Consider the following 11,976-nt stretch of genomic DNA (forward strand, 5'->3'; position numbering starts at 1 on the left):
TGTGCGCGTCGGGTGACGGGTCTCCAGTGGAGCGCATAAGCATTCGGGTACGCCGAAGAATTGGCGGATTCCCGTGCCTGATGGGCGCGGATGGGGGCGTTCGGAGGTACAGCGGGAGCGCACGGTGTTGCGGAGCGGCCGGGGCCGGCTCAGTTCAGCAGCGCCCGGGCCGCCTGGGCCTTGTGCCGGATCGCCTCGGCCGTGGTCGGCTCGATGGAGTCGAGCACCTCCGCGTACTCCTCCATCTCCGCCGCCCCGCGCTGGAAGTCCCCGCGCTGGACCAGGAGCTGGGCCCGCTCGTAGCGCAGCCGCGCCGGGTGAGAGGGCAGCAGCAGCGAGAGCTCCACCGCCCACAGGGCCACATCCGTGCGCTCGGGGCGGGCGGCGGCCCAGGCCCTGATGTTGTTCAGGATCCGCAGCACGATCTCCAGCGGCCGGGCGGGCGTCAGCATGGACGGCTCCAGAGCGGCCCCCGTCGCCGCGGTGACCAGGAGGTCCGCGTCCTGGCCGGTCAGCGGCGCGCCCCCGGAGAACGGATCGACGAGCACCGGCTGTGCCGGGTCCCCGAAGCCGACCACGAAGTGGCCGGGCAGCGCCACCCCGAACACCGGGGCGCCGGCCCGCCGGGCGACCTCGATCCAGACCACCGAGAGCAGGATGGGCAGCCCCCGGCGCCGCCGCAGCACCTGCTGGAGGAGCGAGGACTCCAGCCGCTGGTAGTCGGCCGACGACCCGCCGAACTCGTGCCGCTCGCCGAGCAGTTCGGCCAGCGCCGAGGCCCAGGCGACGGGGGAGCGGGTGCCGTGGGGCAACAGCCCGGCCAGCCGGTCCAGTTCGATCTGCGCCGCGTCGATCCCGTACGGGTCGGGGTAGACCTCACCCGGATCGACCGGGCGAGGTTCCTCGGGGCCGACCGGGCCCGCCTCCGCGCCCACCAGCAGACAGAGCAGCGCCAGATCCGGCCGCTCGGAGCGGGCCTCATCGGCGAACTGCCGCCGGCGGTCGGCCGTACCGGAATCCTGCGCGCTCATATGCGACCCATGCCCCTGCTCGTCCCTGCTGCTGGCTGCCCCCGCCCGGCCAGGGGGTCCGGTCCGGTCTCCGCTACGCGGGCCTGAAGTGGTGGTAGCGGTGGTGCGCCGCGAAGTCCATGCCCTCGTACAGCGCCCGTGCCCCTTCATTGTCCTCCTCCACCTGGAGCCAGGCCGCCGATGCACCCTCCTCCATGGCCCGCCGGGCCAGCGCCGCCATCACCGAGGTGGCCAGCCCGTGCCGCCGGTGCTCGGGGGCGACCTCGACGGCCATGAAACCCGCCCAGCGCCCGTCCACGACGCACCGGCCGATCGCCGCGGGTGCCTCGCCCCCGTCCTCGCCCGAGGCCGCGCCCGCCACCGTGGCGAACCAGACCGAAGGCCCGCCGCCCAGCACCCGCAGCACATGGGGGCCAGGGGTGGAGAACCGCTGGTAGCGCGAGAGCCACGCCTCGTCCGGCTCCCGGCTCAGCCGCACCGCCGACACATCCGCGTCCAGGTCACCGACCGGCGCCAGCGCGGCGATCCGCACCTCCGCGGTGACCTCGCGCCGCCAGCCGTGCCGCTCCAGCTCCGCGCAGAGGGCCTCCTGCGTCCCCTCGGCCCCGGTCGCCGTCTGGATGTACGGGGGCAGGCCCCGCTCCTCGTACCACCGCTCGACCCGCCCGAACGCCTCGCCGAGCGGCAGACCGGGATCGCCGAGCGGCAGCGCGGAGTTGGCGCGCCGGGTGAAACCTCCGGCGGCGCGCAGCCGCCAGTCGCCCAGGGGCTCGCTCTCCACCGGCTGCCAGGCGCGGGCGGTGACGGCGGCCAGCTCCGGGAAGGAGGCCGCAGGGCCCCTCCTGCGGGCCGGGGCGGCGGGGACGACCTTGCCCGCCACCAGGGAGGATTCCACGATGTGGACGGACTCTCCGCTCTTTCGTGTGATCGCCACCACACCGTCGTCCCATGATGTGAGAACACCGACCGTATCGGTGAACTCCGCGCCGGCGCCGCCCGGCTCGGAGCGGCGTCGGACGGAGACGCGTTTGCCCACGTCAGCCGGTGTGATGCGGACTTCCAGCCGTCCGCCCATGGTGAATTCCACAGCTCTGTCCGCCCCTCCTGTTCGGATCGTGCCCGAGAACGGAGATACTAGGGGCGGGCATCGACGACGCCGCGCTCCCGCGCGAGAGCCAACGCCCTACCGAGGAGGAACGACAGCGTGACCTACGTCATCGCGCAGCCTTGTGTCGACGTGAAGGACAAGGCCTGCATCGAAGAGTGCCCCGTCGACTGCATCTACGAGGGCCAGCGGTCCTTGTACATCCACCCGGACGAATGCGTCGACTGCGGAGCCTGTGAGCCGGTCTGCCCGGTCGAGGCCATCTTCTACGAGGACGACACTCCGGAGGAGTGGAAGGACTACTACAAGGCGAACGTCGAGTTCTTCGACGACCTCGGCTCCCCGGGTGGTGCTTCGAAGCTCGGTCTCATCGAGCGCGACCACGCGTTCATCGCCGCACTGCCGCCGCAGAACCAGTAAGCGGCAGCGGTACCACGTGCGCAGCCCGGTCCCGTACGGCTTGTCACCGTGCGGGACCGAGGCGTTTCCCCGTACGGCCGGGAACGGCCTGAGCAACCCGAGAAAGCAGAGCCCCGTGTCCGCAGTCTCCTCCCGCCTCCCGGTCTTCCCCTGGGACAGGCTCACGCCGTACAAGACGACGGCCCAGGCCCACCCGGACGGCATCGTGGACCTCTCCGTCGGTACGCCGGTCGACCCGGTGCCCGAGGTGGTCCGGCGGGCGCTCGTCGCCGCAGCCGACAGCCCCGGCTATCCGACGGTGTGGGGGACCGAGGCCCTGCGCGACGCGCTCACCGGCTGGGTGGGGCGACGCCTCGGCGCTGTCGGGGTGACCCACGCCAACGTGCTGCCGGTCGTCGGCTCCAAGGAGCTGGTGGCCTGGCTGCCGACGCAGCTCGGGCTCGGCGCGGGCGACAAGGTCGCCTACCCGCGGCTCGCCTACCCGACGTACGAGGTCGGCGCCCGGCTCTGCGGCGCGGAGCCCGTCGTCTACGACGACCCGACCGAGCTGGACCCGGCCGGTCTGAAGCTCCTGTGGCTCAACTCGCCCTCCAACCCGACCGGGAAGGTGCTCCCCAAGGACGAGCTGACCCGGATCGTCGCCTGGGCCCGCGAGCACGGCGTGCTGGTCTTCAGCGACGAGTGCTACCTGGAGCTGGGCTGGGACGCCGAGCCGGTCTCGGTGCTCCACCCGGACGTCTGCGGTGGTCATTACGACGGGATCGTCGCCGTCCACTCGCTCTCCAAGCGCTCCAACCTGGCCGGCTACCGGGCCGCCTTCATCGCGGGCGACGCGGCCGTCCTCGGCGAGCTCCTGCTGATCCGCAAGCACGGCGGGATGATGACGCCCGCCCCCGTCCAGGCCGCCGCCGTCGCCGCCCTCGGTGACGATGTGCACGTGGCCGAGCAGCGCGCCCGGTACGCGGACCGCCGCCTGGCCCTGCGCGCCGCCCTGGAGGCGCACGGCTTCCGCATCGAGCACAGCGAGGCGAGCCTCTACCTCTGGGCGACCCGCGACGAGCCGTGCTGGGAGACCGTGGCCTACCTCGCCCAGCTGGGCGTCCTGGTGGCTCCCGGCGACTTCTACGGCCCGGCGGGCGAGCGCTTCGTCCGGGTGGCGTTCACCGCGACCGACGAGCGGGTGGCGGCCGCGGTCAAGCGCCTGTCCTGACCCGATACGTACGAGAGGGGCCGGGGAGTGCGCACTCCCCGGCCCCTCTCGCGTGTCCGTACGGCGGTGGGTCAGCCGATCGGCAGACCGCCCAGCGGCAGACCACCGGTGGGCAGGCCGCCCGCGAGGGCGTCGGTCGGCAGGCCGCCACCGGCGGCACCGGCGATGCCGCCGACGGCCTCGCCCGCGCTGCCGGCGGTCTGGCCCGCGGTCTCCTGGACGGCCGGGGCGGCCACCTTGGCGGTCTGGCCCACGGTCCTGCCCGCGGCCGGAAGGGCGGTGCCGACGAGGCGGCCGCCGGTGTCACCGGCGGCCTGGGTGCCCTGCTGGGCGGCGCTGTCCACGGTGTTGCCGAGACCGGCGCCGTCCAGCGCGGTCAGACCGCCGAGGTCGGGGGTCTGCGGGAGCTCTGCGGCGCTCGCGGCGCCGGCCGCACCGACCACGGGGGCCGCACCCGCGGCGATCAGCAGCGCGGTACGAGCGATCCGACGGGTCAGGGGGAGGGACATGGTGCTCCTTCGACGGGATGTCAGTGATTCGGTCCGTGAGCCGGACGAACTCACAACAGGTCGGAGGGGAGGGAAAGTTGCGGCGGACAAAGGTAAAGAGTGGGTAATGCGTCCGATAATCCGCAGCGGAGGAACCCGGACAGACAGGCATTCCGGAGCCGTGTGATGAACCGTCACTTCCCTTGGGCGGCAAGGGAACCGGTGCGTGATGAACGCAGTGCGGAAGAGAGGGGTCAGGAGGCCCGGAGCGGCAGCCTCAAGGACCCGTACGAGTGAGGGGTCGCACTACTGAGCGACCCGGATTCCGACGGCGGTCGTGTCCGGTTCCTTGTCCTTCGTACGTTCCGTCCGCCAGCCCGAACCCGCCTCCCAGACCCGGTCGGCATAGCTCACGCGCTCGATCAGCAGCGCCTCGGAGTGCGCCACCGCCCAGTGCGCCAGCTCCCAGCCGCGCTGCGGCGCACCCTCCGCCTTCGCCCGGGCCGTCGCCGGTACGGGCACCGAGACGGTGGCCGCGGCAGACGCGCCCGCCGCCTTCGTGGCGGGCAGGACGTCCTTGCCGAAGGCGCGGATCAGCTCGGCCCGCACCTGCGCCGCGTCCCCCGGGCTCCCGGCGGTCCTCTTCGACGGCGTGCAGTTCAGCGAGGCGGCCTCGCGCCCGGTCAGCGCGGCGGCCAGGAGTGCGGCGTCCGGCTCGTGCTTCGCGTACGCCTGCGGGAAACCGCTGCGCTGCACGCGCTGCGCCGCCACGGTCAGCGGCAGCCGGGAGTAGCCCGGCACCTCGGCGAGGTGGTCGTAGAACTCCCCGGCCGAGTACACCGGGTCCATGATCTGCGCCACGGTGCCCCAGCCCTGGGAGGGCCGCTGCTGGAACAGGCCCACCGAGTCCCGGTCCCCGTAGTCGATGTTGCGGAGCGTGGACTCCTGGATCGCCGTCGCGATCGCGATGGTCACCGCCCGCTCCGGCATCCCGCGGGTGGTCCCCACGGCGGAGATCGTCGCCGCGTTCGCCGCCTGGTGCAGGCTCATCTCGTAGGTGTGGTCCCCGTCAGCGGCCCGGACCACACAGCGCGGCGCGGACTCCGTGGTGGAGGAGTCGTACTGAACGGCCAGATAACCGCCCAGCGCGGCGAGCACGGCGAAGGCGGCCGCGTAGCGGAGGAGACGGCTGCGGCGACGGCGGGCGGGGCTGGCTGTCCGGGGCACGGGCCCCACCGTACTGGAGGGTACGGCCGGGGGCCGATACCCCGTTCCTCCGGGGGAGCGGCCACGCCCGATCCCCCGGTCCTCCGGGGCTGAGGCCAGGCCTGGCGCACTCGGTCCTCCGGGGCTGAGGCCAGGCCTGGCGCACCCGGTCATCCAGGGTCGTGACCCCGCCCCTGCCCCCGTCCTCTAGGGTCGTGGCCATGTCCGACAGCACGCTTGACCTGACCCTGGACGGCCCGGCGCTCACCGCCCGGCTCGTCGACTTCCCCTCGGTCAGCGGGGAGGAGAAGGCGCTCGCCGACGCGATCGAGACAGCGCTGCGCGGCCTGCCCCACCTGACCGTCGACCGCCACGGCAACAACGTCGTCGCCCGCACGGACCTCGGCCTCGCCGAGCGCGTCGTCCTCGCCGGACACATCGACACCGTGCCGATCGCCGGCAACGTCCCCTCCCGCCTCGACGCGGACGGCATCCTCTGGGGCTGCGGGACCACCGACATGAAGGCCGGCGTCGCCGTCCAGCTCAGGATCGCCGCGACGGTCCCCGAGCCCAACCGCGACCTGACCTTCATCTTCTACGACAACGAAGAGGTCGCCGCCCACCTCAACGGCCTCGGCCACATCGCCGACGCCCACCCCGACTGGCTCGCCGGAGACTTCGCCGTCCTCCTGGAGCCCTCCGACGGCGAGGTCGAGGGCGGCTGCCAGGGCACGCTCAGGGTCCACCTGCGTACAGCGGGGGAGCGGGCGCACTCCGCGCGCAGCTGGATGGGGGCGAACGCCGTCCACGCCGCCGCCCCGATCCTCGCGAAGCTGGCCGCGTACGAACCCCGCCGCCCGGTCATCGACGGCCTCGAATACCACGAGGGGCTCAACGCGGTCGGCATCGAGGGCGGCGTCGCCACCAACGTCATCCCGGACGCCTGCACCGTCGTCGTCAACTACCGCTACGCCCCCGACCGCACCGAGGAGGAGGCCATCGCCCACGTCCGCGAGGTCTTCGCCGACTGCGGGGTCGCCGAGATCGTCATCGACGACCACTCCGGCGCGGCCATGCCCGGCCTCTCCCACCCCGCCGCCCGGGCCTTCATGGAAGCGGTCGGCGGGACGGCCCGGCCCAAGTTCGGCTGGACGGACGTCTCCCGCTTCGGCGGCCTCGGCGTTCCCGCGGTGAACTACGGCCCCGGCGACCCGATCTACGCCCACAAGCGCGACGAACACGTGGTGGTCGAGAAGATCACCCACTGCGAGGACCGCCTGCGCTCCTGGCTCACCGGCTGACCGCCCGACGCACGGCATTCCCCCGTACGTAACCTCCGCCGATCTACGCTGGCCGGACGCAGCACGACACAGCCCGACCCAGGACGACGCAGGTCGGTGGAGGGAGCGGAACATGGGCAACGCCGAGGACGCACGAATCCCTGAAGGTGCGGAGGTCCCCGAGGGCGCGGTGGCCCCCGAGGAACAGTGGCTGGGTCCGGTACTGCGCCGCAGGGAGCAGGTCCAGCCCGGCACGACCGATCAGCGGCTGCTGGACTCCGAGGGCGACTCCGAGTGGGTGCACACCGACCCGTGGCGGGTGATGCGCATCCAGTCGGAGTTCGTCGAGGGCTTCGGCGCCCTCGCCGAACTGCCGAGCGCGATCAGCGTCTTCGGCTCGGCCCGCACCCCGGCCGGATCGGCGGAGTACGAGGCCGGCGTCCAGATCGGCAAGGCGCTGGTCGCCGCGGGCTTCGCGGTGATCACCGGCGGCGGCCCGGGCGCGATGGAGGCCGCCAACAAGGGGGCCAGGGAGGCGAAGGGCGTCTCGGTCGGCCTCGGCATCGAGCTGCCCTTCGAGTCGGGGCTGAACCCGCACGTCGACATCGGCGTCAACTTCCGCTACTTCTTCGTCCGCAAGACGATGTTCGTGAAGTACGCGCAGGGCTTCGTGGTCCTGCCCGGCGGCCTCGGCACCCTGGACGAGCTCTTCGAGGCGCTCACCCTCGTCCAGACCGGCAAGGTCACCCGCTTCCCGATCGTCCTCTTCGGCACCGCCTACTGGGGCGGCCTGGTCGACTGGCTCCGCGAGACGGTGGTCGCCGGGGGCAAGGCCTCGGAGAAGGACCTGCTGCTGTTCCACGTGACGGACGACGTGGACGAAGCGGTGACGCTGGTGACGAAGGAGGTCGGGCGGTAGCCGATCGAGCCCGCCCGGCAGATCCAGCCCCTCCGGCGCTTGAGGAGCGGGGCTCGGGGCAGCGCCCCGGACCCCGCCCCGCCGGACAGGCGGCTTCCCCTACGCCAAACCCCGCCGCGCCACCGCCGGCTCCCGACGCCCGGCGATCGACGCCACCATGTCCAGCACCTGCCGGGTCTCCGCCACCTCATGCACCCGGTACACCCGCGCCCCCAGCCACGCCGACACCGCCGTCGTCGCCAGCGTGCCGATGACCCGCTCCTTCACCGGCCGGTCCAGCGTCTCGCCCACGAAGTCCTTGTTGGACAGCGAGACCAGCACCGGCCACCCCGTCTCGGCCATCTCCTCGAGACGCCGCGTCGCCTCAAGGGAGTGCCGGGTGTTCTTCCCGAAGTCATGACCCGGATCGATCATGATCCCGTCCGCCCGCACCCCGAGCTCCACCGCCCGCTCCGCGAGGCCCACCGTCACGCGCAGGATGTCCGCCATGACGTCGTCGTACGCGATCCGGTGCGGCCGCGTCCGTGGCTCCGCGCCCCCCGCGTGCGTGCACACAAGACCCGCCCCGTACCGCGCGGCCACCTCCGCCAGCTTCGGGTCGGCCCCGCCCCACGCGTCGTTCAACACGTCCGCCCCGGCCTCGCAGACCGCCTCGCCCACGTCGTGCCGCCAGGTGTCCACGCTGATCACCGCATCCGGGTGGCGGCGGCGGACCTCGGCGACGAACCCGACCGTGCGGCGCGCCTCCTCCTCGGCGCTCACCTCCTCGCCGGGGCCGGCCTTCACCCCGCCGATGTCGATGATCGCGGCGCCGTCGGCCACCGCCTGCTCGACGCGGGCGAGCGCCGGCTCGTCCCGGAACGTGGCGCCCTGGTCGTAGAAGGAGTCCGGGGTCCGGTTCACGATCGCCATGATCACCGGCTCGTGCGGACCGAATTCCCGCCGCCCCAGCCTGAGTGCACCGCTTCGCATCCCGTGTTTCCTCCTCGATAGCCCGCCTGCGACCCTAACGTCCCCGCCCTGACTGTCCGTGCCGCATGGCACCATCGGAGCCGGTCGAGGTTTCCGCCCCCGGGGAGATGCGCGTGTTCTGGTTCTTGCTGCTCACGATGGTCGTGGTCGTCACGGCGGTCACCCTCGCGGTGGTCGGCGGTGGCGGGAGCCCCGTGCTCCAGGACGCGGAGCCCCAGCGGTTCACCGACCCCTTGCCCACGACCCGCCCGGTCGGCAGGGCGGACGTCGAGGCGCTGCGCCTGCCGATGGCCGCCCGTGGCTACCGGATGGCCGACGTCGACGAGGCGCTGTCCCGGCTCGGCGCGGAGCTGGCCGAGCGGGACGCCCGGATCGCGGAGCTGGAGTCCGCCCTGGCCGGGGCGCAGGCGTCCGCGGTGACGACCGGGACCGACCTCTTCAAGCAGCCGGGGGACCGGCCCGCCGGGCCCGGCGACCGGCAGGCCGGCGGCCCGGCCCGCGGCGAGGACGACGGACGATGAGCGGCGGAGCCCTGCCCGCCCCCGACGGCGGGCCGCGCTGCCCCTGGGGCCTGTCCACCGAGGACTACCTCGCCTACCACGACACCGAGTGGGGCCGCCCGGTCCACGGGGACGACGCCCTTTTCGAGCGGCTCTGCCTGGAGGCGTTCCAGTCCGGGCTCTCCTGGCTGACGATCCTGCGCCGCCGTGAGACCTTCCGTACGGCCTTCTCCGGGTTCCGGATCGCCGAGGTCGCCGAGTTCACCGACGCCGACCGGGAGCGGCTCCTCGCCGACCCGGGCATCATCCGCAACCGGGCCAAGGTCGACGCGACCCTCGCCAACGCGAAGGTGCTCGCCGACTGGCCGGCCGGGGAGCTGGACGAGCTGATCTGGTCCTACGCCCCCGACCTGGCCGGCCGGCCCGCCCCGCGCGAGCTGGGCGATGTCCCGGCCGTGACCCCGGAGTCCACCGCGCTCGCCAAGGAGTTGAAGAAGCGCTCGATCCGCTTCGTCGGTCCGACCACCGCCTACGCGCTGATGCAGGCGTGCGGCCTCGTCGACGACCACCTCGCGGACTGCGTGGCCCGGGGTGGCGGCTCCACCGCCGGGTGAGCCGCTACTTCCCCAGGTAGACCGGCTTCTCCTTCGCCAGGAACGCCTCCACCGCGATGGTGTGGTCCTGTGACGCGCCCGCCCGGGTCTGGAGTTCGTCCTCCTTCTCCAGCGTCTCGGCGAGCGTGTGCCCGGCGCCGTACGCCATCGACTCCTTCAGCGCCGCGTACGCCACCGTCGGACCGTCCGCCAGCGCCCGGGCCACCGCCGCGGCCTCCCCGGCCAGCTTGTCCGCCGGGACCACACGGTTGACGAGGCCCAGCTCCAGGGCGTCCTGTGCCGAGATCGAGCGCGGGAAGAACAGCAGATCGGCGGCGCGGCTCGGACCGATCAGCCGCGGCAGGGTCCAGGACACGCCCGAGTCGGCGGTCAGCGCGACGCCCGCGAACGAGGTGTTGAACGAGGCCGTCTCGGCGACCACCCGGTAGTCGGCCGCCAGCGCGAAACCGAACCCGGCCCCGGCCGCGACGCCGTTCACCCCGGCGACGACCGGCTTGGCCATCTCCGTGATGGCCCGCACGATCGGGTTGTAGTGCTCCTGCACCGTGCTCAGCGCGTTGCCGCTGCCCGAGGCGCGGGTCGCCGTCAGCGTGGCGACATGCTCCTTGAGGTCCTGGCCGACGCAGAAGGCGCGCCCGGTGGCCGTGAGCAGAACCGCCCGTACGGCAGGGTCCGCGGCCGCCGCCCGCAGGGAGTCCCGGAGCGCGACCTTCGCCGCGGTGTTCATGGCGTTCATCGCGTCAGGTCGGTTGATCGTGATCGTCGCGAGACCCTCGCTCACGTCGTACAGCACGGTGTTCGCCGGCTCGTCGGCCATTGCGGTCCATCCCCTCACTGCTCGGGCATCGTTGCCCCTGGAGGCAAGCATGGCCGACGCGGAGCGGCGAGTAGATGTGACCTGCGTCTAACAATTGGCTCTCACCTGGGGGCCCGGGGCGGCGCAGTATCGCAGCCGGATCGCCGAATTGAGTGGTTTTGAGAGAGCGCGTTGCGCAAGCGATGCAGAGCGATGTTGGTCATCGGGGTCCCTGATGCGGGATAATGGCGAAGAAGCAATGTGTTCGATGCCGGTGAGGCAGCGCCTGTCATGGGGCCGCCGGTTGCGATGAGCTGGTTTCAGGAAGGGGAACGAGCATGGCGGCCATGAAGCCGCGGACGGGCGACGGCCCGCTCGAGGTGACAAAGGAGGGGCGGGGCATCGTCATGCGCGTTCCGCTCGAAGGCGGCGGTCGGCTTGTTGTCGAGCTGACTCCGGACGAGGCCGATGCCCTCGGCGACGCGCTGAAGAAGGTCGTCGGCTGACGCGGAACGCCCATCACCTTCACCACTGCCCGGTACGGATTTCCGTACCGGGCAGTGGTGCGTTCAACGAGCCCCGTCACGGGTTCGGGACTCAGCCGCGCCGGACCGCGCAGAGCAGCCCGTCGCCGACCGGCAGCAGCGTAGGCATCAGCTCCTGGCTCTCGCGCACCGCGCGCAGCAGCTCCCGCAGCCGCAGCACCTCGGCGGGCTGGGCGGCGGAGTCGACGGTGCGGCCGTCGGCGAAGACGCCCTCGAAGCAGACCAGCCCGCCGGGACGCAGCAGGCGCAACGATTCAGCGAGGCAGTCGAGGCTCTCCAGCCGGTCGCCGTCGCAGAAGACGAGGTCGTAACCGCCGTCCGCGAGCCGGGGCAGCACGTCCAGCGCGCGACCGGGGATGAAGCGGGACCGGTTGGAGGCGAAGCCCGCCTCGCGGAACGCCTCCCGGGCGAACTGCTGACGCTCGGGCTCCGGGTCCACCGTGGTCAGCACACCGTCGGGACGCATCCCGTGCAGCAGGTAGATGCCGGACACGCCCGTGCCCGTGCCGATTTCCGCCACCGCTTTGGCGTCCGCGGCGCCGGCCAGCAGGCGCAGCGCGGCGCCGGTGCCCGGTGACACCGAGCGGAGCCCCAGCTCACGAGCCCGTTCCCGGGCCCGGTGCAGGGCTTCGTCCTCGGCGACAAAGGCGTCGGCGAACGCCCAGCTCGTCTGCCGGTTGGCGGTAATGACCCTCTCCTGTCCCCGTAGTTGGCGCAACGGTGACTGTATCCGCTGGACCCGGGAACCCGCAGATGGGACCGGGCGTTGTGCAAGGAGTGGGGAAAGCGCAGCCCCCCGGCCCGCGGATCGGCCCGGTGAGCCTGCGCGAAGTCCCGGGTGAAGCCCGGCCCCAGCAGGAAAAAAGGCTTATCCGGAGCTAACGGGCGAG

14 protein-coding genes are annotated in these 11,976 nt (G+C 72.6%); 7 read left to right on the plus strand and 7 right to left on the minus strand.

All coding sequences use genetic code 11. The features are described from left to right. Positions 1-149 precede the first annotated feature (149 nt). Both ABZ154_RS18360 and ABZ154_RS18365 read right to left on the minus strand, forming a co-directional pair. Positions 150-1,031, minus strand: coding sequence for a transglutaminase-like domain-containing protein (locus tag ABZ154_RS18360; RefSeq protein ID WP_356833790.1), 882 nt, complete (start codon positions 1,029-1,031; stop codon positions 150-152). A gap of 73 nt (positions 1,032-1,104) precedes the next feature. Next, the gene (locus ABZ154_RS18365; protein ID WP_356833792.1) at positions 1,105-2,118 is read right to left on the minus strand and encodes a GNAT family N-acetyltransferase; all 1,014 of its coding nucleotides are present in this window, start codon (positions 2,116-2,118) and stop codon (positions 1,105-1,107) included. A gap of 117 nt (positions 2,119-2,235) precedes the next feature. Between ABZ154_RS18365 and fdxA the strand changes: the two genes are divergently transcribed. Together fdxA and dapC are read left to right on the plus strand one after the other, a co-directional pair. Then, a complete protein-coding gene (gene fdxA, locus ABZ154_RS18370) occupies positions 2,236-2,556 on the plus strand; it encodes a ferredoxin (protein ID WP_018956287.1) in 321 nt (106 codons plus the stop codon). A 115-nt stretch (positions 2,557-2,671) separates the two neighbouring features. Further along, positions 2,672-3,766 carry a succinyldiaminopimelate transaminase gene (gene dapC / locus ABZ154_RS18375; protein WP_356833794.1) on the plus strand — a complete coding sequence of 365 codons (1,095 nt, stop codon included), beginning with the start codon at positions 2,672-2,674 and terminating at the stop codon, positions 3,764-3,766. A gap of 71 nt (positions 3,767-3,837) precedes the next feature. On the opposite strand, the gene ABZ154_RS18380 is transcribed toward dapC, so the two are convergent. Together ABZ154_RS18380 and ABZ154_RS18385 are read right to left on the minus strand one after the other, a co-directional pair. Next, the gene (locus tag ABZ154_RS18380) at positions 3,838-4,275 is read right to left on the minus strand and encodes an ATP-binding protein (RefSeq protein WP_356833796.1); all 438 of its coding nucleotides are present in this window, start codon (positions 4,273-4,275) and stop codon (positions 3,838-3,840) included. Between the two features lie 285 nt (positions 4,276-4,560). Beyond that, the gene (locus ABZ154_RS18385) at positions 4,561-5,481 is read right to left on the minus strand and encodes a hypothetical protein (protein ID WP_356833798.1); all 921 of its coding nucleotides are present in this window, start codon (positions 5,479-5,481) and stop codon (positions 4,561-4,563) included. A gap of 200 nt (positions 5,482-5,681) precedes the next feature. On the opposite strand from ABZ154_RS18385, the gene dapE reads away from it, so the two are divergent. Further along, entirely contained in the window at positions 5,682-6,761 is a 1,080-nt protein-coding gene (gene dapE, locus ABZ154_RS18390; RefSeq protein WP_356833800.1) for a succinyl-diaminopimelate desuccinylase, read from the plus strand. A 112-nt stretch (positions 6,762-6,873) separates the two neighbouring features. Then, entirely contained in the window at positions 6,874-7,659 is a 786-nt protein-coding gene (locus ABZ154_RS18395; RefSeq protein WP_356833802.1) for a TIGR00730 family Rossman fold protein, read from the plus strand. 99 nt (positions 7,660-7,758) lie between these two features. On the opposite strand, the gene folP is transcribed toward ABZ154_RS18395, so the two are convergent. Next, positions 7,759-8,631, minus strand: a complete 873-nt coding sequence (gene folP / locus ABZ154_RS18400; protein ID WP_356833804.1) for a dihydropteroate synthase — start codon at positions 8,629-8,631, stop codon at positions 7,759-7,761. A 65-nt stretch (positions 8,632-8,696) separates the two neighbouring features. Between folP and ABZ154_RS18405 the strand changes: the two genes are divergently transcribed. Then, complete coding sequence (locus tag ABZ154_RS18405) at positions 8,697-9,152, plus strand: cell division protein DivIVA (protein WP_356833806.1); 456 nt, start codon at positions 8,697-8,699, stop codon at positions 9,150-9,152. Continuing rightward, positions 9,149-9,745, plus strand: coding sequence for a DNA-3-methyladenine glycosylase I (locus ABZ154_RS18410; protein WP_356833808.1), 597 nt, complete (start codon positions 9,149-9,151; stop codon positions 9,743-9,745). The genes ABZ154_RS18405 and ABZ154_RS18410 overlap by 4 nt, the downstream gene beginning before the upstream one ends. Before the next feature lie 4 nt (positions 9,746-9,749). On the opposite strand, the gene ABZ154_RS18415 is transcribed toward ABZ154_RS18410, so the two are convergent. Further along, a complete protein-coding gene (locus ABZ154_RS18415) occupies positions 9,750-10,562 on the minus strand; it encodes an enoyl-CoA hydratase-related protein (RefSeq protein ID WP_356833810.1) in 813 nt (270 codons plus the stop codon). A 317-nt stretch (positions 10,563-10,879) separates the two neighbouring features. Between ABZ154_RS18415 and ABZ154_RS18420 the strand changes: the two genes are divergently transcribed. Beyond that, positions 10,880-11,047, plus strand: a complete 168-nt coding sequence (locus ABZ154_RS18420; RefSeq protein WP_003966491.1) for a DUF3117 domain-containing protein — start codon at positions 10,880-10,882, stop codon at positions 11,045-11,047. Positions 11,048-11,138: 91 nt separating this feature from the next. Here ABZ154_RS18420 and ABZ154_RS18425 read toward each other — a convergent pair whose 3' ends face one another. Further along, positions 11,139-11,804, minus strand: a complete 666-nt coding sequence (locus ABZ154_RS18425; protein ID WP_093692458.1) for an O-methyltransferase — start codon at positions 11,802-11,804, stop codon at positions 11,139-11,141. Between the last annotated feature and the right edge of the window lie 172 nt (positions 11,805-11,976).

It is taken from the genome of Streptomyces sp. NPDC006261, from assembly GCF_040613515.1.
Lineage (GTDB): Bacteria > Actinomycetota > Actinomycetes > Streptomycetales > Streptomycetaceae > Streptomyces.

What these genes read in the sequence shown, in the direction of transcription:
- ABZ154_RS18380 (WP_356833796.1), bottom strand. Translation starts at nt 4,275, where the DNA reads ATGTCCCTCCCCCTGACCCGTCGGATCGCTCGTACCGCGCTGCTGATC.
- dapE (WP_356833800.1), top strand. Translation starts at nt 5,682, where the DNA reads ATGTCCGACAGCACGCTTGACCTGACCCTGGACGGCCCGGCGCTCACC.
- ABZ154_RS18360 (WP_356833790.1), bottom strand. Translation starts at nt 1,031, where the DNA reads ATGAGCGCGCAGGATTCCGGTACGGCCGACCGCCGGCGGCAGTTCGCC.
- ABZ154_RS18420 (WP_003966491.1), top strand. Translation starts at nt 10,880, where the DNA reads ATGGCGGCCATGAAGCCGCGGACGGGCGACGGCCCGCTCGAGGTGACA.
- ABZ154_RS18415 (WP_356833810.1), bottom strand. Translation starts at nt 10,562, where the DNA reads ATGGCCGACGAGCCGGCGAACACCGTGCTGTACGACGTGAGCGAGGGT.
- ABZ154_RS18395 (WP_356833802.1), top strand. Translation starts at nt 6,874, where the DNA reads ATGGGCAACGCCGAGGACGCACGAATCCCTGAAGGTGCGGAGGTCCCC.
- ABZ154_RS18405 (WP_356833806.1), top strand. Translation starts at nt 8,697, where the DNA reads ATGGCACCATCGGAGCCGGTCGAGGTTTCCGCCCCCGGGGAGATGCGC.
- folP (WP_356833804.1), bottom strand. Translation starts at nt 8,631, where the DNA reads ATGCGAAGCGGTGCACTCAGGCTGGGGCGGCGGGAATTCGGTCCGCAC.
- ABZ154_RS18410 (WP_356833808.1), top strand. Translation starts at nt 9,149, where the DNA reads ATGAGCGGCGGAGCCCTGCCCGCCCCCGACGGCGGGCCGCGCTGCCCC.